Origin of the sequence: Vibrio sp. STUT-A16 (assembly GCF_026000495.1) — a bacterium.
Classification (GTDB): domain Bacteria; phylum Pseudomonadota; class Gammaproteobacteria; order Enterobacterales; family Vibrionaceae; genus Vibrio; species Vibrio diabolicus.
This window is the reverse complement of record NZ_AP026765.1, coordinates 127,049-151,147: the sequence shown is the minus strand read 5'-3', so window position 1 is coordinate 151,147 and position 24,099 is coordinate 127,049. Positions and strand designations below refer to the sequence as shown.

Annotated in this window: 18 protein-coding genes, 2 rRNA genes and 1 riboswitch; of the genes, 9 read left to right on the top strand and 11 right to left on the bottom strand. The window is 45.1% G+C overall.

Translation table 11 applies throughout. The features are described 5' to 3' along the window. Positions 1-23: 23 nt before the first annotated feature. Together OO778_RS00705 and OO778_RS00700 are read right to left on the bottom strand one after the other, a co-directional pair. A 23S ribosomal RNA gene (locus OO778_RS00705) occupies positions 24-2,913 on the bottom strand. A gap of 302 nt (positions 2,914-3,215) precedes the next feature. Further along, positions 3,216-4,768: ribosomal RNA gene (locus OO778_RS00700) — 16S ribosomal RNA — on the bottom strand. The 16S and 23S rRNA genes sit together here, the layout of an rRNA operon. A gap of 554 nt (positions 4,769-5,322) precedes the next feature. On the opposite strand from OO778_RS00700, the gene OO778_RS00695 reads away from it, so the two are divergent. Next, positions 5,323-5,778 carry an RNA-binding protein gene (locus tag OO778_RS00695; RefSeq protein WP_031780357.1) on the top strand — a complete coding sequence of 152 codons (456 nt, stop codon included), beginning with the start codon at positions 5,323-5,325 and terminating at the stop codon, positions 5,776-5,778. Here the strand turns inward: OO778_RS00695 and murI are convergent. From murI to btuB, 3 genes are read right to left on the bottom strand one after another with little or no spacing between them, the layout of a single operon-like run. Next, positions 5,741-6,544, bottom strand: coding sequence for a glutamate racemase (murI, locus tag OO778_RS00690; protein WP_074190020.1), 804 nt, complete (start codon positions 6,542-6,544; stop codon positions 5,741-5,743). The two genes, OO778_RS00695 and murI, sit on opposite strands and share 38 nt — an antisense overlap. A 40-nt stretch (positions 6,545-6,584) precedes the next feature. Then, positions 6,585-7,268: an adenine nucleotide alpha hydrolase gene (locus OO778_RS00685; protein WP_264910509.1), complete on the bottom strand. Its 684-nt coding sequence runs from the start codon at positions 7,266-7,268 to the stop codon at positions 6,585-6,587. 59 nt (positions 7,269-7,327) lie between these two features. Continuing rightward, positions 7,328-9,163 (bottom strand): TonB-dependent vitamin B12 receptor, encoded by a 1,836-nt coding sequence (gene btuB / locus OO778_RS00680; protein WP_258670334.1) that lies wholly within the window; start codon positions 9,161-9,163, stop codon positions 7,328-7,330. Between the two features lie 55 nt (positions 9,164-9,218). Further along, a riboswitch (cobalamin riboswitch) is annotated at positions 9,219-9,419 on the bottom strand. Between the two features lie 184 nt (positions 9,420-9,603). Between btuB and trmA the strand changes: the two genes are divergently transcribed. Beyond that, positions 9,604-10,713 carry a tRNA (uridine(54)-C5)-methyltransferase TrmA gene (gene trmA, locus OO778_RS00675; protein WP_264910505.1) on the top strand — a complete coding sequence of 370 codons (1,110 nt, stop codon included), beginning with the start codon at positions 9,604-9,606 and terminating at the stop codon, positions 10,711-10,713. Positions 10,714-10,923: 210 nt separating this feature from the next. On the opposite strand, the gene OO778_RS00670 is transcribed toward trmA, so the two are convergent. Further along, positions 10,924-11,865, bottom strand: coding sequence for a hypothetical protein (locus OO778_RS00670; RefSeq protein ID WP_104969916.1), 942 nt, complete (start codon positions 11,863-11,865; stop codon positions 10,924-10,926). A 444-nt stretch (positions 11,866-12,309) separates the two neighbouring features. Between OO778_RS00670 and OO778_RS00665 the strand changes: the two genes are divergently transcribed. Next, positions 12,310-12,954 carry an inovirus Gp2 family protein gene (locus OO778_RS00665; RefSeq protein ID WP_104969917.1) on the top strand — a complete coding sequence of 215 codons (645 nt, stop codon included), beginning with the start codon at positions 12,310-12,312 and terminating at the stop codon, positions 12,952-12,954. A gap of 41 nt (positions 12,955-12,995) precedes the next feature. On the opposite strand, the gene OO778_RS00660 is transcribed toward OO778_RS00665, so the two are convergent. Together OO778_RS00660 and OO778_RS00655 are read right to left on the bottom strand one after the other, a co-directional pair. Continuing rightward, positions 12,996-13,442, bottom strand: coding sequence for a hypothetical protein (locus OO778_RS00660; RefSeq protein ID WP_104969918.1), 447 nt, complete (start codon positions 13,440-13,442; stop codon positions 12,996-12,998). Positions 13,443-13,551: 109 nt separating this feature from the next. Next, on the bottom strand, positions 13,552-14,541 hold the full coding sequence (locus OO778_RS00655; protein ID WP_264910500.1) for a GTPase: 990 nt from the start codon (positions 14,539-14,541) through the stop codon (positions 13,552-13,554). 77 nt (positions 14,542-14,618) lie between these two features. Here OO778_RS00655 and OO778_RS00650 point away from each other — a divergent pair, with 77 nt between their 5' ends. Then, complete coding sequence (locus OO778_RS00650; protein WP_104969920.1) at positions 14,619-14,828, top strand: AlpA family transcriptional regulator; 210 nt, start codon at positions 14,619-14,621, stop codon at positions 14,826-14,828. Between the two features lie 58 nt (positions 14,829-14,886). Here OO778_RS00650 and OO778_RS00645 read toward each other — a convergent pair whose 3' ends face one another. From OO778_RS00645 to radC, 3 genes are read right to left on the bottom strand one after another with little or no spacing between them, the layout of a single operon-like run. Beyond that, positions 14,887-15,318 carry a DUF2787 family protein gene (locus OO778_RS00645; protein ID WP_020904487.1) on the bottom strand — a complete coding sequence of 144 codons (432 nt, stop codon included), beginning with the start codon at positions 15,316-15,318 and terminating at the stop codon, positions 14,887-14,889. Between the two features lie 38 nt (positions 15,319-15,356). Further along, the gene (locus OO778_RS00640; RefSeq protein WP_264910496.1) at positions 15,357-15,806 is read right to left on the bottom strand and encodes a DUF2787 domain-containing protein; all 450 of its coding nucleotides are present in this window, start codon (positions 15,804-15,806) and stop codon (positions 15,357-15,359) included. Beyond that, positions 15,803-16,270 (bottom strand): DNA repair protein RadC, encoded by a 468-nt coding sequence (gene radC / locus OO778_RS00635; RefSeq protein WP_032473088.1) that lies wholly within the window; start codon positions 16,268-16,270, stop codon positions 15,803-15,805. The genes OO778_RS00640 and radC overlap by 4 nt, the downstream gene beginning before the upstream one ends. 317 nt (positions 16,271-16,587) lie before the next feature. Between radC and OO778_RS00630 the strand changes: the two genes are divergently transcribed. The 5 genes from OO778_RS00630 (at position 16,588) to OO778_RS00610 (ending at position 24,097) form a co-directional block, all read left to right on the top strand. Next, a complete protein-coding gene (locus OO778_RS00630; protein WP_264910494.1) occupies positions 16,588-17,691 on the top strand; it encodes an AAA family ATPase in 1,104 nt (367 codons plus the stop codon). Then, complete coding sequence (locus OO778_RS00625) at positions 17,688-18,353, top strand: DUF4276 family protein (RefSeq protein ID WP_264910492.1); 666 nt, start codon at positions 17,688-17,690, stop codon at positions 18,351-18,353. Before OO778_RS00630 ends, OO778_RS00625 begins: the two co-directional genes overlap by 4 nt. A 175-nt stretch (positions 18,354-18,528) precedes the next feature. Then, positions 18,529-20,844 carry a DEAD/DEAH box helicase family protein gene (locus OO778_RS00620; RefSeq protein ID WP_264910491.1) on the top strand — a complete coding sequence of 772 codons (2,316 nt, stop codon included), beginning with the start codon at positions 18,529-18,531 and terminating at the stop codon, positions 20,842-20,844. Between the two features lies 1 nt (position 20,845). Next, positions 20,846-22,609: an ATP-binding protein gene (locus OO778_RS00615; protein ID WP_264910489.1), complete on the top strand. Its 1,764-nt coding sequence runs from the start codon at positions 20,846-20,848 to the stop codon at positions 22,607-22,609. A 3-nt stretch (positions 22,610-22,612) separates the two neighbouring features. Beyond that, positions 22,613-24,097 carry a type I restriction-modification system subunit M gene (locus OO778_RS00610; RefSeq protein ID WP_264910488.1) on the top strand — a complete coding sequence of 495 codons (1,485 nt, stop codon included), beginning with the start codon at positions 22,613-22,615 and terminating at the stop codon, positions 24,095-24,097. The last annotated feature ends 2 nt before the right edge of the window (positions 24,098-24,099 follow it).

The window sequence follows — 24,099 nt, the reverse complement described above, 5'->3', positions numbered from 1 at the left end:
AATCAAAACCCCTTGGGTGTTGTATGGTTAAGCCTCACGGGCAATTAGTACAGGTTAGCTCAACGCCTCACAACGCTTACACACCCTGCCTATCAACGTCGTAGTCTACGACAACCCTTTAGGATACTTAAAGTATCAGGGAGAACTCATCTCAAGGCTCGCTTCCCGCTTAGATGCTTTCAGCGGTTATCGATCCCGAACTTAGCTACCGGGCAATGCGTCTGGCGACACAACCCGAACACCAGAGGTTCGTCCACTCCGGTCCTCTCGTACTAGGAGCAGCCCCTTTCAATTCTCCAACGCCCACGGCAGATAGGGACCGAACTGTCTCACGACGTTCTAAACCCAGCTCGCGTACCACTTTAAATGGCGAACAGCCATACCCTTGGGACCGACTTCAGCCCCAGGATGTGATGAGCCGACATCGAGGTGCCAAACACCGCCGTCGATATGAACTCTTGGGCGGTATCAGCCTGTTATCCCCGGAGTACCTTTTATCCGTTGAGCGATGGCCCTTCCATTCAGAACCACCGGATCACTATGACCTGCTTTCGCACCTGCTCGAATTGTCATTCTCGCAGTCAAGCGGGCTTATGCCATTGCACTAACCTCACGATGTCCAACCGTGATTAGCCCACCTTCGTGCTCCTCCGTTACGCTTTGGGAGGAGACCGCCCCAGTCAAACTACCCACCAGGCACTGTCCGCAACCCCGATGAGGGGTCGACGTTAGAACATCAACACTACAAGGGTGGTATTTCAAGGACGGCTCCACGCAATCTAGCGACTGCGCTTCAAAGCCTCCCACCTATCCTACACATGTAGGGTCAATGTTCAGTGCCAAGCTGTAGTAAAGGTTCACGGGGTCTTTCCGTCTAGCCGCGGGTACACTGCATCTTCACAGCGATTTCAATTTCACTGAGTCTCGGGTGGAGACAGCGTGGCCATCATTACGCCATTCGTGCAGGTCGGAACTTACCCGACAAGGAATTTCGCTACCTTAGGACCGTTATAGTTACGGCCGCCGTTTACCGGGGCTTCGATCAAGAGCTTCGACCGAAGTCTAACCCCATCAATTAACCTTCCGGCACCGGGCAGGCGTCACACCGTATACGTCATCTTGCGATTTTGCACAGTGCTGTGTTTTTAATAAACAGTTGCAGCCACCTGGTATCTGCGACTCTCAATAGCTCCATCCGCGAGGGACTTCACCGTCGAGAGCGTACCTTCTCCCGAAGTTACGGTACCATTTTGCCTAGTTCCTTCACCCGAGTTCTCTCAAGCGCCTTGGTATTCTCTACCCGACCACCTGTGTCGGTTTGGGGTACGATTCCTTACAATCTGAAGCTTAGAGGCTTTTCCTGGAAGCATGGCATCAATGACTTCACACCCGTAGGTGCTCGACGTCGTGTCTCAGCCTTAAGAAGAGCCGGATTTACCTAACTCTTCAGCCTACGCACTTGAACCTGGACAACCGTCGCCAGGCCCACCTAGCCTTCTCCGTCCCCCCATCGCAATTGTAAGAAGTACGGGAATATTAACCCGTTTCCCATCGACTACGCCTTTCGGCCTCGCCTTAGGGGTCGACTTACCCTGCCCCGATTAACGTTGGACAGGAACCCTTGGTCTTCCGGCGAGGAGGTTTTTCACCCCCTTTATCGTTACTCATGTCAGCATTCGCACTTCTGATACGTCCAGCATGCGTTACCACACACCTTCAACCGCTTACAGAACGCTCCCCTACCCAATACTCAAAGAGTATTGCCGCAGCTTCGGTTTACTACTTAGCCCCGTTACATCTTCCGCGCAGGCCGACTCGACCAGTGAGCTATTACGCTTTCTTTAAATGATGGCTGCTTCTAAGCCAACATCCTGGCTGTCTGAGCCTTCCCACATCGTTTCCCACTTAGTAGTAATTTGGGACCTTAGCTGGCGGTCTGGGTTGTTTCCCTCTCCACGACGGACGTTAGCACCCGCCGTGTGTCTCCCGGATAGTACTTACTGGTATTCGGAGTTTGCAAAGGGTTGGTAAGTCGGGATGACCCCCTAGCCTTAACAGTGCTCTACCCCCAGTAGTATTCGTCCGAGGCGCTACCTAAATAGCTTTCGGGGAGAACCAGCTATCTCCAGGTTTGATTGGCCTTTCACCCCTAGCCACAAGTCATCCGCTAATTTTTCAACATTAGTCGGTTCGGTCCTCCAGTTGATGTTACTCAACCTTCAACCTGCCCATGGCTAGATCACCTGGTTTCGGGTCTATATCCAGAGACTGAACGCCCAGTTAAGACTCGGTTTCCCTACGGCTCCCCTAGATGGTTAACCTTGCCACTGAATATAAGTCGCTGACCCATTATACAAAAGGTACGCAGTCACAGGACAAAGCCTGCTCCTACTGCTTGTACGTACACGGTTTCAGGTTCTATTTCACTCCCCTCACAGGGGTTCTTTTCGCCTTTCCCTCACGGTACTGGTTCACTATCGGTCAGTCAGTAGTATTTAGCCTTGGAGGATGGTCCCCCCATATTCAGACAGGATATCACGTGTCCCGCCCTACTCGATTTCACTGAATATGCGTCGTCAGTTACGGGGCTATCACCCTGTATCGCCAAGCTTTCCAGCTTGTTCACCTAACGCCTATAAAGCTTAAGGGCTAGTCCAATTTCGCTCGCCGCTACTTTCGGAATCTCGGTTGATTTCTTTTCCTCGGGGTACTTAGATGTTTCAGTTCCCCCGGTTCGCCTCGTTATGCTATGTATTCACATAACGATACTTACTTATGTAAGTGGGTTTCCCCATTCGGAAATCCCAGACTCAAGTGGCTTTTACTGCCTAATCTGGGCTTATCGCAAGTTAATACGTCCTTCATCGCCTCTGACTGCCAAGGCATCCACCGTGTACGCTTAGTCACTTAACCATACAACCCGAAGAAGTTTCGAATTGACGGTAAACAACCAAAGTTGTCTCTCATTATTTGAATGAGCGAGAGACATGTTCGATTTTGCCGGACTCAAATATGAATAACATCATTGATGTTATTCCCAAGAACACTTGAATGTGTTTTTAGTTGTATTCCTAATGGAATACTTTGAGAACTTTACAAACAACAATAAATTGTTGTTTTGTCAGCTTTCCAAATTGTTAAAGAGCATAGTTAGCCCCAAGCTTGCGCTTGTGAACTATCAATCTGTGTGGACACTTGTCTTAATAATCATCGTATAAGGAGGTGATCCAGCGCCAGGTTCCCCTAGCGCTACCTTGTTACGACTTCACCCCAGTCATGAACCACAAAGTGGTAAGCGTCCCCCCGAAGGTTAAACTACCTACTTCTTTTGCAGCCCACTCCCATGGTGTGACGGGCGGTGTGTACAAGGCCCGGGAACGTATTCACCGTGGCATTCTGATCCACGATTACTAGCGATTCCGACTTCATGGAGTCGAGTTGCAGACTCCAATCCGGACTACGACGCACTTTTTGGGATTCGCTCACTTTCGCAAGTTGGCCGCCCTCTGTATGCGCCATTGTAGCACGTGTGTAGCCCTACTCGTAAGGGCCATGATGACTTGACGTCGTCCCCACCTTCCTCCGGTTTATCACCGGCAGTCTCCCTGGAGTTCCCGACATTACTCGCTGGCAAACAAGGATAAGGGTTGCGCTCGTTGCGGGACTTAACCCAACATTTCACAACACGAGCTGACGACAGCCATGCAGCACCTGTCTCAGAGTTCCCGAAGGCACCAATCCATCTCTGGAAAGTTCTCTGGATGTCAAGAGTAGGTAAGGTTCTTCGCGTTGCATCGAATTAAACCACATGCTCCACCGCTTGTGCGGGCCCCCGTCAATTCATTTGAGTTTTAATCTTGCGACCGTACTCCCCAGGCGGTCTACTTAACGCGTTAGCTCCGAAAGCCACGGCTCAAGGCCACAACCTCCAAGTAGACATCGTTTACGGCGTGGACTACCAGGGTATCTAATCCTGTTTGCTCCCCACGCTTTCGCATCTGAGTGTCAGTATCTGTCCAGGGGGCCGCCTTCGCCACCGGTATTCCTTCAGATCTCTACGCATTTCACCGCTACACCTGAAATTCTACCCCCCTCTACAGTACTCTAGTCTGCCAGTTTCAAATGCTATTCCGAGGTTGAGCCCCGGGCTTTCACATCTGACTTAACAAACCACCTGCATGCGCTTTACGCCCAGTAATTCCGATTAACGCTCGCACCCTCCGTATTACCGCGGCTGCTGGCACGGAGTTAGCCGGTGCTTCTTCTGTCGCTAACGTCAAACAACGCCGCTATTAACGACGCCGCCTTCCTCACGACTGAAAGTACTTTACAACCCGAAGGCCTTCTTCATACACGCGGCATGGCTGCATCAGGCTTGCGCCCATTGTGCAATATTCCCCACTGCTGCCTCCCGTAGGAGTCTGGACCGTGTCTCAGTTCCAGTGTGGCTGATCATCCTCTCAGACCAGCTAGGGATCGTCGCCTTGGTGAGCCCTTACCTCACCAACTAGCTAATCCCACCTAGGCATATCCTGACGCGAGAGGCCCGAAGGTCCCCCTCTTTGGCCCGTAGGCATCATGCGGTATTAGCCATCGTTTCCAATGGTTATCCCCCACATCAGGGCAATTTCCTAGGCATTACTCACCCGTCCGCCGCTCGACGCCGTTATCGTTCCCCGAAAGTTCAGATAACTCGTTTCCGCTCGACTTGCATGTGTTAGGCCTGCCGCCAGCGTTCAATCTGAGCCATGATCAAACTCTTCAATTTAAGATTTTGTTCGGCTCAATGAATACTGAACATTACATAATGTAATGTTTGAATTGACTGTGCTGAATCCGAAGATTCAATGGTCACTTCGTTTCATTGAAACCTAATTTGAAACCGAAGTTTCTAATTGGATTATCATCAACGAGTGCCCACACAGATTGATAGGTTTATATTTTTAAAGAGCTTTTCTAACTTATCCAGCAACTTAGTTGCTCGTCGTTAGGGGTGCGTATCTTACTCCGCACCGTGAGAGAGTCAAGCATTTTTTCAAATTTCTTTTTCTCTCACTTCCGACTCGCTGTGTGACTTTCGTCTCACTCCGTGTCGGTGGATGCGCAGTATAGGGAGTTGAGAAATTAGTACAAGCGTTTTTTGCAAAAAAACTTTCAACAGGTCATTAGTTAGCCAAAAGCGTGATATTTGCATATTTCTTCGTCACATTTGAGACATATCACAGCAATTGGTTGGAAAAACACCAACCATATACGTAAGATTCATGTGTCTATTCTGTTAATGGACAATCGATCTCTTTATCACTATGTGTAGTAATTAAAATGACGTCTAAAAAAAATCTGATTTTATGTGCTGGGCTGGCCGTCGTTGGGGGAATCGTCTTCTCTCAAGTCACCATCCCACCAGCCTTGAGTTTTCTCATTGGTGTTATCGCTACTGCTTTTTTATTTTCATTTTCTAGCCAGACACCTTCTATTCAATCAACGGACTCGGATCCATCGACTAAAACTCTGTATGTCGGCAACCTTCCTTATAAGGCCAATGAGAGTCACGTTCGCGATTTGTTTGCTGAATATGGACAGGTCTATGCAGTACGCTTAATGAAAGATAAGCGCACTGGAAAAAGAAGAGGGTTTGGTTTTGTCGTGATGGCTGCGGCAGATGCCAAGCCAGCTATCGCTAAACTTAATGAAAAGGAATATATGGAGAGAACGCTAAAAGTGAGAATTGCGAACGATCCTAAACACCCGGATGGTGGTAAACCAGAACAGGATTAAAACCTAGCTTCTTTAAACGAATGTTCAGTGCATCTTCCTGCCAAGGAGTTGCACTGGCATAAATCGACTTACTTCCCTCTTCCGTATCCTCAATTTCATCACTTAATAGTAATGCTTTTACTCGACGTGCAATGGCTGCACCCGAATCAATTAAAGTAACGTCCCCACCCAAAGCTTGATGAATTTCCTCTTTGATTAAAGGGAAGTGAGTACAACCGAGTACCGCAACGTCTACTTTATCGCGAAGCGGAAGCAGGATTTTTGTCAGTTCGTCTAGAGAAACGCTGTTGCCTCGCAACTTCTCTTCGGCCATATCCACCAAGCGAGTTGATCCCAACAGCTCAACTGGTTTGCCTTGCGCAAAGTCTCGTATTAACTCGTGAGTATATTGGCGTGTTACTGTCGCCGGAGTGGCGATCAGCCCTACCCCTTTTGATGCCAAAAGCGATGCGGGTTTAATCGCAGGGACAACACCAACAACGGGAATCGATAGATTTTCACGTAAGGAAGGAAGCACTATGGTGCTTGCCGTATTACAAGCAATGACAACAATGTCGACTTGGTGTTCTTCGACTAATGAAGAGACCAGTTGGTTAACTCGTGAAATGAGTACCGCCTGATCGAGTTCACCATAAGGGTAAGCCTGATTATCGAATAAGTATAAGTAGTCAAGATGCGGCAATAGGCGATGTATCTCTTGGAATACAGAAAGACCACCAACACCGGAGTCAAAAACTAGGACTTTTTTCTTACTTGCTACTCGCACGAGCCTTACCTAAAGAACAGAAACGTTGCGATCATACTGCTTAGATTTGTTTTGGCAATGCTTTAGCATGGTATCTTTGATGGCTGAATCTATCTCCAGATTCTACATCTCGCTTCGTCAGCTCGATATACCCTTGAAAAGACGGCGAAGACGTGACCAATGTGTGAAATTCACCATTTTCCCCACAGGGATCAATTTGACTTGGTAACGACTCTATTAAGACTTTGTCATACCAGAGACCACACCATTCTGGAGGGAGAACACTTCCGTCGATGGTGATTAACATAGTTTGAATACCACGCTCTATGATTTCCATCGCTAGTTTGTCGCTGCTCTCCCCTAATAGCGGAAAGACGCACTCCCAGCCAGCAGGTTCAATATAGCTGCGTCGGTACTCGGCAATGCCATTGCAAAACATATCGCCAAATGCGACAGCTTCTATATTCAGACCACTACTTTGTAATGCATTAACGATGGTCGATTGATAAATGTCGTTACTCGGAAAGACTTCAGGTAGCTCGATAGTAATGAGCGGAAGCGCAAGTAAGTCGGCTTGCATTTGTACGACTTCAAGCGGAGTTGCTTGGAAAGGGACTTCTTTCCCTACGTAAGTCGTGTACAAACCGACAACTTGATAATTTGGATTCTCGTTAAGGCGCTCAAGCGTTAATGTCGAATCTTTACCGCTGGACCAACTGATCACCACTTGCTTGGGTTTCTTCATTCGATTTTCCACCACAAAATATTAAAAACCGCCCGAAGGCGGTTTGTGTTCATTCACGATTAGAATTCGTAGCCAACGTTTAGATAGTACGCTCGCTCAGCGGCAGGGTAACCTTTTGCCATCTCATACTCTTCATCAAATAGATTATCGATACGAGCGCTAATAGAGGTCGACTCATTCGGATAGTAAGTCACAGCCGTATCAACCAACGAGTAAGAAGAAAGCGTGATATCTTGTGAAGGCCAAGTGCTGTAATCCACATCTGGACGCTTACCTACGTACTGATAGCTAACCGACCAGTCCACTTTATCGAAGCTCACTAAAGCGTTCCACTTATACATTTCTTTAGCGCGGCGCTGCAACTGATGCCCTTTATCGTCTTCAGCATCTTTGTAATCCGCACTCAACTGGTGCTGCACAACCCCTGTATCAAACTCAGCAACAAGCTCCACACCTTGGATATGTGTTTCACCATCGACATTCAAATATTTGTATGTGGTTGGATGGTAATCGATAAGATTCGTGATTTTATAGTCATAACCCGTTACGGACCAAAAAACGCCTTGGACATCACCGCTGAATGCTAGCTCCCAAGCATCTGACTCTTCCGGCTTAAGATCTTTCTCACCGTATGTTGGGTCATACTGTTGATATAGGTTTGGAGCCTTAAACGCAGTACCAAAAGAAGCTTTAACCCCAAACTCTGGCACAAACTGGTAACCAGCCGCTAAGCTGTAAGTGAACTCACTACCGTATTCTTCGTTATCATCCAAGCGAGCACTGCCCTCAAGCATTGCTTTATCAATACTAGTGGTTGCCATACCAAACAGAGCGCCATTGGTACGATCAAACGTTTTATTCGCACTCTTGTCTTTATAAGATTCGTTGCGCCAATCAATACCACCAGCAAACGTCGTATTGTTGTTTAGCAAGTAACTGTTGGTCCACTGGACATTTTGCTGCTCAAGTTCATCTTCAGTACCTGAGTGTTTACCTTTTGCTTGCTCATAGTTCCAAGACTTCTGTTTCTGTGCCGTTACTTGTAGTTCTGACATCACATTATCAGACTGATACTTACCGCCCAGAGTGACAGAAAGATCGTCTTTTTCTGCTTCGTAGTAACCGCGACTGCCGTAGCTGCTGTCATATTGATAAACATTTTCGTAAGCACGTAGGTTACCAAATGCAGACCACTGGTCATTGAAGTTATGCACGTAACCTAGCAGACCATTCTTTGTATCAAAGCCATGGCGATCGCCGTCATTAACTCCCGGTACAGGACGAACGTTATAACCATCATCACTTTCACTACCAAGCGCGATATTTAGCTGGCCGCTCTCTGTGACTTTAATACCAGATGCCACACTCAATTCCTGGTAATCTAAGCTGCCTAAACCCGCACTTAACTTCGTTCCTTCTTCGTCAGCACGCGCAATGGTGATGATATTGATCACGCCACCAATCGCTTCTGAGCCATAAAGTGACGCACGCGCACCACGCACGTACTCAATACGTTGAACGTAAGTAAGTGGGATTTGGTTAAAGTCCACAGCGCCCTTCGCTGCTCGTGCAAAACGTACGCCATCAACCAGTACTAAAACTTGGTCGGAACTGGTTCCACGAACAAATAAAGACGCTAACTGACCACGACCACCATTTTGTGAAACTTGAATCCCCGTAAGACGACGCAATATATCTGGAAGGGTTTTCGCTTGAATGCGATCGATGTCTTGTCGAGTAACTACTTCGACATCTGCCAACGTGCGGCTTTCGGCTTGCTCAAAACGGTTTGCCGTAACAACGATGGTTTCGTCAGTGGAAGTTTCTTGGGCCTGTAGATAAGAGACAGGTGAAAGCAGCGATGCCAAAGTGATCGCCAGTGCGGATTTTCTCATTGTATTGTCCTAAATCGCGTAATTCCTTCCGAGCCCTGTCGTCATGACAGTCCAGTGCTGTGGCTCAGTTGTTGGCAGGTATTCGGACTCAAGAGCACGGGTGTACCGCCTACTTGCTCGACTTCCCACATAAACTAATGCAGTGTCTGATGAGCGTTCGTTCTCTTTTACCGCTGCGCGTCAGTTCTGGATTCACACCAGATTCCCATTTCAGCCATCTAGATTGCTAGATAGCACCAACTTGAGGCAAATATTATTCAGCTATTGATTATTTGTCCAGCCAATATTGCCCTTAGAAGTTGTAACGTTTTGATTGATTTTGCTTTCTACTCTGTCTGTACGCACTATCTTTAAATCAATTCCAGTACAAAACTGGACATCCTATTGAGATTGAATAAAATCTGCGCTCTTAAATTGAATGCACCATAAAAGGTAAGATCATGGCTACTCTTGATGTAAACCCACAACGCTACCAAGAACAACTGGCTGAAAAAGTCGAACGTCTCACGGATATGTTCGCGCCATACAACATGCCAGAACTGGAAGTGTTTGAATCACCAGAGCAGCATTACCGCATGCGTGCTGAGTTCCGTGTTTGGCATGAAGGCGAAGATCTTTACTACATCATGTTCAACCAAGAAACTCGTGAGAAGTACCGTGTTGACCAATTCCCTGCAGCAAGCCGTCTGATCAACGACCTGATGCCGCTATTGGTTGAAGCGATGAAAGACAACGACTCACTACGTCGTAAACTGTTCCAGGTGGATTTCCTATCGACGCTAAGTGGTGAGATTCTGGTTTCACTGCTTTACCATCGCCAGCTTGATGAAGAGTGGATTGAAAACGCGAAAGCCCTTAAACAGCGTTTAAATGATGAAGGCTTCAACCTAAACATCATTGGTCGTGCTCGTAAGATGAAGATTGTCCTAGACCGCGACTACGTGATCGAGAAGCTCGATGTAAATGGTCAGAGCTACATCTACCAACAAGTTGAGAACAGCTTCACTCAGCCGAACGGCAAAGTCGCAGAGAAGATGCTGGAATGGGCGGTCGACTGTACCCAAGAAAGCACTGGCGACCTACTAGAGCTTTACTGTGGTAACGGTAACTTCTCGCTGGCGTTGGCACAGAATTTCGACCGCGTCCTGGCAACTGAGCTAGCTAAGCCATCGGTTGTATCTGCACAGTACAACATCGCCGCCAATAAGATTGATAACGTACAAATCTTACGTCTATCAGCAGAGGAATTTACTCAAGCGATCGAAGGTAAACGTGAATTCCGTCGTCTACAAGATGCAGGTGTGGATCTGAAGAGCTACAACTGCAACACGATTTTTGTCGACCCACCACGTGCTGGGATGGATGTCGATACTTGTAAAATGGTGCAAGGTTACGAGCGCATCATGTACATCTCTTGTAACCCTGAGACTCTAAAAGAGAACTTGGACATTCTATGCGAAACACACAACGTGACGCGTTTTGCTCTGTTTGACCAATTCCCTTATGCCCACCACATGGAAGCAGGTGTACTGCTAGAGCGCATTAAGTAAGGGATTAAACGGCTTTTAATTGTAGCAAAAATCACTCTGGGTACGGCTTGGGGTACGGGAGCATCTAAAATGCTCGATTGCTATGATTGGATTTGATGTCAACGCCACCAGCTTTGCTCGTGGCGTTTTTGTTTCGGACATAACTAAAATCAGAAATCAGTACGCGCTCATTTTCATAACCAATCCGTTCTGAGAACTAAAACATCTAGGCTATTTTTTAGTTTGCTTGGTGTACTCCTGCTCGATGAGATACTCAATAAGTTTGTTTTTCTTCATATCAAGTGCTTTAGACAGGTGATCAATTTTCTTTTGCAGAGACTCCTCCATCTCAAAACTGTAGGCCTTAACCTTTTTAAGCTTGTTCTTCTCTCTATGCTTATATTGATTCCATGAAAGATTCAGTTTATGAACGTACACACTTTTGCCAACAATGTACTCCTCACCTGAGGTATTTATTGAAAACTGAGAGCTTTGGTCCCAAAAAAAGAACGATATCGCTAACGATAAGCTATGCGCTTTTGCACTAACAGGAATCTCAATGGGTAGAAAAATGCCGTCATTCTCTAGCCTACTTTCTGTCCATTGAGCCCTGTCTCTATTGTCTTCCAAAGTTAGTTTGAAGAATGCTGATTGCCTAAACTCAAGATATCTCCTCTTGAGAGCATACAACAATTCTTTCTGTGATTTTGCATCAACTTTATTTTCTGAAAACAAGTAATGTAAATAAAGAATAGTATGCATCTTTGACTTAGAGTTATTCTCACGAAAGCTCGGCACTGTAATAGTAGTGATACGACCTAAGTGACTGTTAGCGAAAACCGTCTTGAAATCCATGTTCAGATTCCTGTTTAACAGCTTAGTGTTATTGGTCTTGCAACGAAAACCGAGCAGCATGAAGTACCAGACAAAATAACATGTCTCGTAATCTCTAAAATCAATCCATTCATATTCACTCAAAGCGACATTACTTTCTGCAAAGCGGTTTCTTTTTTGCTTGAGATCTTCGACTTTACCCTTCCTAACCGCATCTTTCGCAATGTCTATTCTTAAGTCGATGTCATCCTGATTACTTACAATGTTTAGCTCAAAGCTCACATCAAAAAGAAACCTAGGGTCACTATCTACATTTATATTCTCGACAACACCAGCCATTTATTACTCAGTAATTTTAAAGTATTTATTAGGTATTTTTTAAATGTTTTTAAGGTGTTTTTCAAGTATAAATATGAAAGAAGATCCACCGCCAAACCTAGCTTTAGCAAGGTTATCATAGCCTTTTCATTGAGAAATCACTGAGATTAGACCTGTTCTTATGTGACAGCGTAAGCTCAGGCATGACGTGATTGGCAAAATGACATCGTTTGATGTCTGTTTTTTTGAAAAGGAAAGAGGCGTTTCGCCAAACTGATGGGTAGTTTTTATCAGAGTAACTTTTGCAAGTTTTGAAGCCACTGGAAGCCTTGTTGAACAAAGATACGTGGCTGGAGGAATGGAGTGAAAGACTGTCGGTAATAATAGTATTTATATGAATCTTATCTAATTAATTACAACAACCTATCTACCTATTGAGAACACTAACCAATAGGAATGATAGAAATGAACAATTATCTTGAACATACAGAAAGACTCACCATTGATGATATGGACTTACCGGTATACTCCAAGAAAGGACCTCTAATACCTTCCTGCCTTTTAGCTATTAAAAGCACTTTTGATAGGGCTCTAGACCAATACCCTCGAACGTTGTTTCTTCGTTTCGATTTGAGATATCCCCAAGGCTTTTCAAGCGAGAAAGTATCAAGTAAGCAGATCACAAAATTTCAAGAATCCTTCAAAGCGATTATGTATGCTTACCTAAAACGTAAGACGCACAACCGCCACTCTAAGCCACGATTTATCTGGTGCAAAGAGGCCGTCAAATCAGAGCATCCACACTATCACGTTGCTGTGTTACTAAATGGTGATGTTTTTCAAGGAATGGGGCCTTACAATGATGTTACGGGAGAATACGTTTCAGGGATGATTGCTAAAGCTTGGGCAAGTGCAACTGGTCTTTCGGTTGAACAAGTAAGTAGTGCGGTTCATTTTGCTGAGAACGGCACGTGTGAAATCAATAAGAGGTGCGATAAAGAGCTCTATGAGAATCAATACAATCAAGCCTTTTACCGTGTTAGTTACTTTGCTAAAAAAGAAAGCAAACTACCTGGGAACGGAAGAAGCTTCGGTTACAGTCGCTATTGAGTTTACAAAAAAAAGAAAGGCCCCTGTGGCCTTTCAGTTGTTTAATCCGCATTAAAGCGGTAACTCCCTTCACTAGAGTGAATGTCAATTTGTAGGACTCTACAGGGCATTGTAGTGACATAACCAGTAGACTCTCCGTACTTCAAATCCACTTCGGGATAAGGAAGCCATTTCACACCATTAGACTTGTTGTTACTGGAGGGCTTTTTGTAATCAGGGTTGCTCATGTTTTTGAGTAACTCTTCAGATTGGCTGTACTTATTCTTGTTGACGGTAATCTTTGGTGTTTCTGGTCTAGCGACTTCACAGTTACCTCGGTTAACTTCGATCCCGAAGACAGTCGAGTAGTCAAAGAGGGACGTTACATATATTTTCGTCTTTGGTCCCCATCGGGTGTTGATGTCTTTGTATTCGACTTTGTAGCCCTCAGCAGACGCAGTAAAGGTCATAAGCAGTGTTAGTGCTGCGGTAATTACAATAGGTTTCATGAGAGATATCCTTTATCTATTATTCAATGAGTTGATATTAAAAGGTGGTTGCGACAACTTATGTCGAAGAGAGGTTGGCTTTGAGAGATGTAACCGTAGTGGCGCTTATCTACCAGCCAAAGAGATAGCGTAAACTGCCTAAGCATGCCCCTAGTGCACCGCCTATAATTTTGCCCAGGTGCTTACCTGTCGTGCCAAACACACTTCCTATCTCTTCACCGTATTGCGCACCTTGAGTCGTCGTGTCGAAGATTGCCTCCCACAAACTAAGACTGGTTTTTTTGTTGTAATCACTGGCATCGTTGTCTTTCCAATTCTCATGTCGAGGGGAAAGCGTGCGATTCGCCAGTAAGACCCGTTTATTTTTTGGTAAACGTTCAACAATCAAATACAGCAACTTGGAAAGGTTATAGGGCCGTTGCTTGGCCAATCCATCACAGTGCCCCGCAACGTAGTAGACGGGCTTTAGATAAACCCCTGTTGCACGCAATACGCGTCGATGAACCGAGCGCACCATGGTTTCAAGATAAGTTTTAGACACGGGTGTCGGTGTATTGCTTTCGTAGTTCCAGGCTTGATTTCCTTTTAACGCATTATCGGCTTGATTAATGGCGATGATTAAACGGTGCTGTGCGTCTTCGCCTAATGCAGGAATAAGCACATCGTTAATCAAGCCGATAGGTGTACCTAAATCGCGTGAGCTACCATCAAGAATCACAAGTACCAAGTCAATCACGAAACGGTTCTGCTCATCTCTCGCTCTCAGCGTATTTTTCAATAAGCGAGCATGGCGCTTGTCTTCTTCGATGCCATCCCCCAGACCAGGACTATCCCAAAGAATGAGGTTGTTCAGACGATATTGCGTAACACCCTGCGTGTGCGGCTCACAACTGATGCCCACCTCTGCAACACTCATGTCAAAGAGAGCGTTAATCGTTGAGCTTTTTCCTGCTCCGGTGGCTCCTGTAATGAGGATGTTGAGCTCGGTGGCTCTCATTTGTTTGAGGTTATCGAGTAACTTGGTGCGAGTACGCTCATTGAGGGATGCCTGGCGTATCTCACTTTCAAGCGTAGTGAAAAGATCGTGCTGTTCGGACATAAGCGCTCCTTAGTTAGCGTCCGGAAAAATTACAACTAGCTACCTCCTTATGACGAACAAATCATGAGGACAGAAAAATGAGACTAATTCGACTAAAAGAAGTGCTGGATAATACAGGTTTGAGCCGTGCGTATATGTACAAGCTCATGGCAGAGGGTAAGTTCCCTAAATCGGTATCACTGGGTTTTCGCAGCGTGGCTTGGGTAGAAAGCGAGGTCCAAGACTGGATATTAGAAAGAGTGACAGAGCGAGATGAACAGTTGGGATTACCACAACCAGAAGTTTGATTGATTCTTTGGTGGAGATATAAAGCAGCAGGTTAAAGCTTAGCTAGATTGATAAAAGTTAATGAGAAATCTGAATGTCGTCGTAACACTCCCATTCGACGTACTGAAGAAAGTTTTGCTCCCACATTTGATACAGCTCATCGAAACCTGGAGAGCGAATGCTTTGCCATCCCGTGGCGACGGTAAAAGCGACTTGATTGCCAAAGTCAAAATCAATGCATCGCTCTAACTCCGGATAATAGCTCCCCATATACGCAAAATCGGTAATGTAGAGAATATCAACCGTTTTACCATTCACAATGTTGAGGCCAATCTCAACCGGATGATATCCCCCCTCTTCCGCGCTATAGCTTTTGTCTCGAAAATGGATAGAGAGGGCATGGCTGGTGGACTGTGTTGATTCCATTGAGGCATGACAATGTTGGTTTAATAACGCCAGAAGCTTATTAGAAACAGGCAGCACTGACGGCGTAAAATTCAGTATAGACATGGCTAGATCTCCTAAAAGTGGCCGAAGTTAAAATGTGATCATGAGTGGTGTTCATCGAAGGTTTGAATCATCGATAACTGAATGTCATCAAAGAGGGACTGAGTAAGGTGTCGAGAGAGCGCGTTCAGCCAAGTATCTAACAGCGCTTTCACTTGCGGGTGTGCGAGACTTGCAGCACCGCTATCTGGTTGGTAACACAAAAGATTGAAGAGATGAAAGTAGAGTTCAGGCTCCATCTCACTCGGTTTATTTTCCGAATAAGAAAAACTCGCTAAACAGACGACCTGCCAATCTTCACTGGCCGATGTTCGACGAAATTGTATTTCAATGGGATGAAGCCCCTGCCCCGTCTGGTAATAGCGTCTTTGTCGACAGTTCAGGACCATACGTTGAGCTTGTGGAGGAATCGAATAACGTTGGACTACCAAAAGCAATGCTCGATGAAAGCCATCCAACAGTTCCAGTTCACCCGATGTTTTCTGGATCATAGGAGCCCCCTTTCTGCAAAAGAGATGGCGCTATCACCAACCACGATATGATCAAGAACTCGAATGTCCACCAGCGCCAAAGCCTCTTTAAGCCTTTGCGTAATTTGTTTATCGGCTTGGGAAGGAGTGGCATCGCCAGAAGGGTGATTGTGAGCAAAGATGAGCGCGGCGGCATTGACTTTTAAAGCCGCTTTGAGGACTTCTCGGGGATAAACACTTGCTGAATCAATTGTACCAAAGAACAGCTCTTCAAAGGCAATAAGGCGATGCTGATTATCTAGAAACATCACCGCAAACACCTCTCTTTCATGGTGTTTTAACTTGCAAGATAAATAGGTTTTTGTTGCATCGGGATTGCAATATTGATCGCCTCGGAGGGCGCGTGCAGCAAGGATTTCTGCGGCCGCGTCGAGCACCCTGTCCGCCGTAATAGGACCATCAAAATAGTAGTTATTTTCGTGCATAAAAAGCTCCTAAAAATGAAACCGTTGAGGTATGCACGAAGATGATATCTATCTGAAATTGTTTTGATTGCTATGGGGCAGCAACGGCAAATCGTGGTATTTTCAGCTATAAAGTGACGCGGATTTGTGTGCTACTCTCATCTTAGACTTGATGCACAATTTTAAGACCGTCAGAGTTTGATGGAGAAAACAAAGAGAAAAGCGCAGAAAGTGACGGTTGTGAGGTATAATCGTCCATCAATCGAAATACGCTTAGTTCTGCTAAATCAACAAGCCATTCAATCAACAATACGTCGTAATCAGAAAAGAGGAAGCCAATGAGTAAGATAGACAGGTTAACCATCCAGGGTTTTAAGTCTATCCGTTCGCTGGATAAGCTACAGCTCAACAACTTAAACGTTCTTATCGGTGCAAATGGCGTCGGTAAGAGTAACTTTGTCAGTTACTTTAGAATGTTGCATGAGTTAGTTGAAGGTCGTTTGCAAGTTTGGACGAGCAAACAAGGTGGCGCTGATCGTGTATTGTCATATGGCGTCAAAGAGACTCAGAAACTTCATACCACTATACGTTTTGGGGTGAATGGCTATTCGGCAGATTTAGAGCCTACCACGGACGATAATTTCACTTTTTCGAGTGAGAAGCTATATTTCGACGGCCCATTTTTTGGGGTTACAGAGCCCAACTTAGGAGCAGGACACAAGGAGTCTAACTTAAAGAAAGAGATGCAATCAGGCACGTCATCAAAAGTGGCCTCTTTCTGTTATTCAGCAATTTCTGCTTGGAAGGTTTTCCATTTCCATGACACGAGCGACACAGCAGCAGTAAAGCGCCTTGGGACAGTTCACGATAACGAATATCTACGTTCAGATGCGGGCAACTTAGCCGCATACTTATTTAAGCTACAGCGTGAAAACTCTGAGGTCTATACACAAATCTGCAAAACCGTGCGCTTAGCTGTACCATTCTTTGATGATTTCGTTCTCAAACCTATTCCGCTTGCTTCTGGTGAAGAGCAAATACGCTTACTGTGGAAACAAACCGATAGTGACTACCCTCTTTGGCCAAGTCAGCTTTCTGATGGCTCTATCCGTTTCATTTGTTTGGTCACAGCTTTATTGCAACCTAACCCACCATCGACAATCATCATCGATGAGCCAGAACTAGGCTTACACCCTTATGCGATAACGCTATTAGGGGCATTGTTACGCAGTGCGTCAAAAAGGATGCAGGTGATCGTATCTACGCAGTCCGTTCCACTACTTAATGAATTTGAGTTGGATGATCTTATTGTTGTAGAGCGTGAAGAAGGCGCATCGACATTTAAACGCTTAGATGCTGATAAATTCCGTACTTGGCTAGATGATTATTCGGTTGGCGAGCTGTGGGAGAAAAACATCATTGGTGGGAGACCATCAAAATGACCATAGTACATGTAATTTGTGAAGGACAAACAGAAGAAGCTTTTGTGAAAGAGTTGCTGGTGGAGCCATTCGCCCTTAAAGGCATTTACTTGATGCCAGGGCTTATTGGTCGCCCAGGCCATAAAGGAGGAAACTTTAAGTTTGAACGGCTTGCACCTGATATCGAAAAGCGTTTGCTGGCAGATCAACAGTGCTATTGCACTACCTTCTTTGATTTCTACGGGTTACCAGAGAGCTTCCCAGGTAAGAATGCCGTCGATGCTAATGCATCTATCGCCGTTAAGGCTCAAACACTACAAAATGCATTCGCAGAAAAATTGACTGAGAAAATCGGTGCGAACGCTATACGTCGGTTTATCCCTTACGTGCAGATGTACGAGTTTGAAGCACTGCTCTTTAGCGATCCGATAAAAATGGCTCAAGGTATGGATAGAGTAGAACTGGAAACGGTCTTTACCGAGATAGCAAACAGCTTCGACTCACCAGAACATATCAACAACAGCCCGCAAACAGCACCAAGTAAGCGCATCGAAAAGCATATTTTCGGCTATGAAAAACCACTTTTAGGAACTTTGGCAGCTTTAGAAGTGGGTCTAGAAACCATGCGAGAAAAATGCCCTTTATTTGATACATGGCTAAAAAACATAGAAGCACTGGCTTAACCTTAGTTAAGCCAGTTTTAAGCTCACTTGATTGCATATTTTGATGCAAACCATTGTCCCTCTAATACTTTTCTCATATTCTTCCTTTAAGTTTTTATTTTGTAGTAGATAAGTTATTGACTAGGAGTCTTACAAAAATCTAGACATCCAGAGTTAAGTCCTTGTGGAGTAGAGAATGTCGTCAGAAGCAGATACCAGAGCAAACTACATCGATCCAGCGTTAAAAGCCGCACATTGGCAACCGGGCAACATCATTCGGGAACATTACTTTACCGATGGCCGTAAGCTTGCTGGCGGTGTCCGTGGTCGTCGTTGCTTCGTCGATTATCTGCTCCACAAAGACAATCGTTACCTTGCAGTTGTTGAAGCAAAAAAAGAATCAGAACATCCAACCAAAGGCCTTCAACAAGCCATCGACTATGCCAAGAAGCTACTCGTTCGCTTTGTCTATTCAAGCAACGGTAAACAAACCTATGAGTTCGACTTAGAAACTGGCAAAGGCGACTACATCGAGTTTTACCCAACACCACAAGAGCTTGAAAACCGCTACGCGGGTGTTAATTCGGATCTAGGCCAGCAACTTCGTAATGTGCCCTTTCATTTAGAAGGCGCAATGCAGCCGCGTTATTACCAAGAATTAGCGGTCCATGCCGCCACAGATGCCATTGGTAAAGGTAAGCCTCGCGTGCTGTTAACGCTGGCGACAGGTACAGGTAAAACGTTTATTGCCTTCCAAATCGTCCATAAACTGTTTCAGTCCCGTTGGAACAAAAAAACACCAGGTAGTCGACGACCACGAATATTGTTTTTGGCTGATCGCAATATTTTGGCCGACCAAGCTATCAATACTTTTAACCCCTATGAAAAAGACCTTATTAAGATAAATGGGGAAGAGGTACGCAAGCGTGGCGGTGTAGTGCCAACCAATGCACATATCTTTTTTGCTATCTACCAAGCCATTGCTGAGCGTGAAAACATTGAAGGCTATTACAAAGAGTATCCAAGTGATTTCTTTGACCTTGTAATGATTGACGAGTGTCATCGTGGCAGTGCTAATGAGACAGGCTCTTGGCGAGCCATACTCGATCATTTTGGCAGTGCAGTGCATGTAGGTTTAACAGCCACACCAAAACGTGAAGCTAATGTGGATACCTATGATTACTTTGGAACTCCTGCATTTGAATACTCATTAAAAGACGGTATCAACGATGGCTTTTTAACGCCATATCGTGTTAAGCGGGTACGTACCAACTTAGACGAGCTCGTGCTGACCAAAGATGACCAAGTGATCGAAGGTGAATCAGGGCAAGACGTCTATCAGGTAGAAGATTACGACAAGAAGATCATTGTTGATGAACGTACCGAGCTGGTCGCAAAAGCCATTTTGGAAAATATCAATTCACTAGAAAAAACCATCGTCTTTTGCGAAAACCAAAATCATGCTCTCACCATGCGCGACATGATCAATAAACATAAAAAAGTTAAAGACCCACACTACTGCGTTCGTGTAACCAGTGACGAAGGTAAAGTTGGCCGCGAGCTACTGGAAAAATTCCAAGATAATGACAAAGATATCCCCACCATTATTACCTCATCGCAAATGTTAACCACGGGGGTAGACGCCCGTAATGTACGTAACGTAGTGCTGGATAGAACCGTCGGCTCAATGGTGGAATTTAAACAAATTGTCGGTCGCGGCACCCGCGTTTTTGATGGCAAAGACTATTTCACCATTGTCGATTTTCGGGGTGCAACCAATAAGTTTTATGACAAAGATTGGGATGGCGAGCCTGAAGCACCAGAGCCCGGTGGCACAGGGGAGCCTAAACCACCGCCATACACACCAGAACCACCCGGAGGAACAGATGACCCAGAACCTGAACCGGGTGAGACAAAACCTCGGTTGAAAGTAAAGCTCGGCAAACACCGAGAACTGAAGGTCATTGACGTTGAAACTCGTTATATCGATGAAAACGGTAAACCTCTCACTGTGCAAGAATTTGTTGAGCGTTTGATCACCCAATTACCAGGGTTGTTTAAATCAGTTGAGGAATTGCGGCGGATATGGTCAGACCCAGATGAGCGCGAAACCTTGCTCAATAAACTTGTACAAGCAGGTTTTGATAAAGAACAGCTCGCCACTCTGCGACGCATGTTTGAAGCAGAAGAGTGCGATATCTTCGATCTGCTGGCTTTTTTAGCCTTTGAACAGCCAATGGCAACCCGTAAAGCTCGTGCCGATCAAGTACGCACTAACAGCACCTTCTTTAATCAGTACCAACAAGAAAAGGCACAGCAGTTTTTGCACTTTGTGCTCAATCGTTATGAGCAAACTGGCAGCTCAGAGTTATCACGCGAGCGCTTGCCTGCTCTCATCGAGCTATCAGGCTTAGGTACAGTGAAAGACGCCTCAACAGCATTCGGTGGAAAGCCAGCCTATTTACTGGCTGCTTTTAAACAATTACAGCAACAGCTATACCATGTGAACTAAAATGCAATTAACACTAGCACCTAACCCGCTACACGATCAGCCACAAACCTTACATATCAACAAAGTAGCTACTTTAATTGGCGAAAATGGCAGCGGTAAATCCACTATTTTGCAGTCAATTTTTAGCGAGGGACTTAATGGTGGCGATCATGCTCATTTGAGAACGGTATGCTTTTCATCCGGGCAAAATGAGTCTTTCTCAAAGCACTTTAATGAACATGTAAAGAAAATCAGGCGTCGTGGAAAGTCGATGGTTTTATCTTCGTTTTACTACGATAAAACTTGGTCAAAACTATTGGTCTTTTTAGCTACAGCTCTGGTTCGAGACGGCAAAACCAGAACATTTTTACTTGAAAAAGGGTACGCAAAAGAGAGTCAGGATATCAACAGAGACGATATATCAAGTAAGTTGTCATTCTCTTTTCGTGTAGATAAACGCTATGCACAGCGTGTTCAAGATGCATTAAAAAAAGAAGAAGTGGGAGAAAAAGGCACTCTTAGACAAACACCTTTCTACCGCTCGTTAGAAAGTTTTGTAGAAGAACTGATAGACCGTGAGTATTTGTTTGAAGAGAAACTTTCCACCAAGACAATCGAATTATCATCTTACGATTTACTCTCGGTAAAGTTCGCTAGGATTAATCCAGATGAAGACTTGGATGAAGTTGATTTTGGTGACGACCCATCAATCAGTTTTTTAACACAAGCTGTCAATGGCAACTTCATTAACAAAAGAAGCTTCAAGTTAAAGCTTTTGGGCAACATTGAGTTAGATGATTTAAGCGATGGTGAATACCAACTGCTCTTTCTATACGCGTTGATAGACCTTTTTGATGCGCCGAATACTTTATTCCTGTTTGATGAAGCAGATTCGCACCTGCACTACAAAAACGTAGAGAAACTATGGTCTCTATTACACAGCATACAAGGCCATGCGATTACTACGACACACCTGTTGGATTCTATTTCTGCAAAAGAAAACCGCATAGAACATCTGAAAGTGGTGGAGCACGGCCGAATTAACGAAGACAACAAGATCAAGCAACTAATCAGCCGACTCAGTGTACTTTCTCGTGCCAAATCCGTTGAATTTGAGGTGTGTGGCAAGCTGCCTAACATCGCCTTATTAGATGACTACAACGATTGGATTATTTTTACCAAACTTGCGGCACGTGCAGGGCTAGATATAAACCGTCTAGCCACTGTGCATGCCATGAAAAAGTCGTCCAGCTACGCTACTGCTAACGAAACCTTTGGCAAGGGAAAAATAGATTGGTTACATGGCTTAAGCAAGATTGAATCACCACTTGTAACAACACAGATTTTCCTAATTTGTGATCGAGACGAGGCGGCATTGGACTGGAATGCTGCCAATGGCGTTCAAGTGAACGGACAAATGTACCGTGAGTTGCTAAATGCCATTCAATGGCCTCGTGGCACCAACGTATCGCCATATCTATTGGCTTGGAAACGCCGTGAAATCAAAAACTATTTGCTATCATACACCGCATTGGCGCACCTCAATCTGCTTGGCCAAATAAACAATGGTGATATTGCGCAGTGCAATCACCTTCAGTCCAATAATCCTGGTGATAACGACGATATTCGTAGGATGAACGTCAAAGACATTATCAACCCGCTGATTAACACCGATGGCGAAGGCTTAGACCCAGAAAAACTCCAAGCCTATATCGACCTGATTCCGCCAAACGAAATCAGCGAAGACATCACCAATATGTACAATTTTATTATCGGAAAACTATAAGCCATGTCATTACAACAAAAAATTGACCGAATTACCGACATACTGCGCCGCGACGATGGCATTAGTGGTGCTATGCACTATACCGAGCAAACCTCGTGGGTACTGTTCTTAAAGTTTTTGGATGATTATGAATCTGAAAAAGAAGATGAAGCAGTACTATCAGGTAAAGATTATCAACCGGTGTTAGATGAAGAACATCGTTGGTCAAATTGGGCCTGCCCGAAAAACGTCGATGGCAGGCTAGACATTAACAAAGTTCGCACGGGCGATGACTTAACCGATTATGTGAATAACGCGTTATTCCCTTACTTAAAAGGCTTTGCCAATTCAGCTATCACTGGTTCAGGGGTAGACCCAAAGTCTTTTGCCTATAAGATTGGTGCCATCTTCCAGTATTTAGACAACAAGGTGGCGTCTGGCCATACCTTGCGTGAAGTATTGGATATTATCGATACGCTGAACTTCCAATCCAGTGATGAAATGTTTGAGTTGTCGTTGGTTTATGAAGGCTTATTGCAAAACATGGGCGATGCCGGTGGCTATGCGGGTGAATTTTACACCCCGCGCCCAGTAGTGCGTGCCATGATCAAGGCCATTGACCCACAAGCCGGGCAAACCATTTACGATGCAGCGGCTGGCTCGTGCGGATTCCTAGTAGAAGCCTTTGACCACCTGAAAGCAAAAAAGAGTGCGCTTTCTACTGAGCAATGGGACTTTATCCAGCGTGATACCTTCTTTGGTTTCGAAAAAACCTCGCTGGCTTATGTGATGGGCATGATGAACATGATTTTACATGGTATCGAGTCACCCAATTTGTTCCGTGGTAATACCTTAACTCAGAATATCCGCGATATTCAGGAAAAAGACCGTTACGACATTATTCTGGCTAATCCACCGTTTGGCGGGAAAGAAAAAGAGCAGATCCAACAGAACTTTCCCATTAAAGCGAATGCCACCGAATTGCTGTTTATGCAGCACTTTATGAAAACTCTGAAAAGTGGCGGAAAAGCAGCCGTCGTAGTTCCAGAAGGCGTATTATTCCAAACCAACAGCGCCTTCAAACAGGTAAAACAAGAACTGCTGGAAAACTTTAACCTACACACCATTTTAAGCCTACCCGCTGGGGTATTTTTGCCATATTCGGGCGTAAAAACAAACGTGTTGTTTTTTGAACGCAGCGGTTGCACCAGCGATGTGTGGTATTACGAATGTGAGCCTGAGCAAAAGCTCACCAAAAACAAACCGATCACCGATGATCACCTAAAAGAGTTTGTTGAACTGTATAGCAGCCGAGAAAGCACTGAGCGCTCTTGGACGGTATCCGCCAACAAACTCGCAGAAGACTATGACCTATCTGCCAAAAACCCAGCCAAACAAAAAGATGCCGAGCACTTAGCGCCCAGCGATATTCTCAAACAGATCCGCACCAAGGAAAAACTGGTATCTGGCCTGTTGGATGAAATTGAAGATCTGTTGGCGGAGAAATAAGC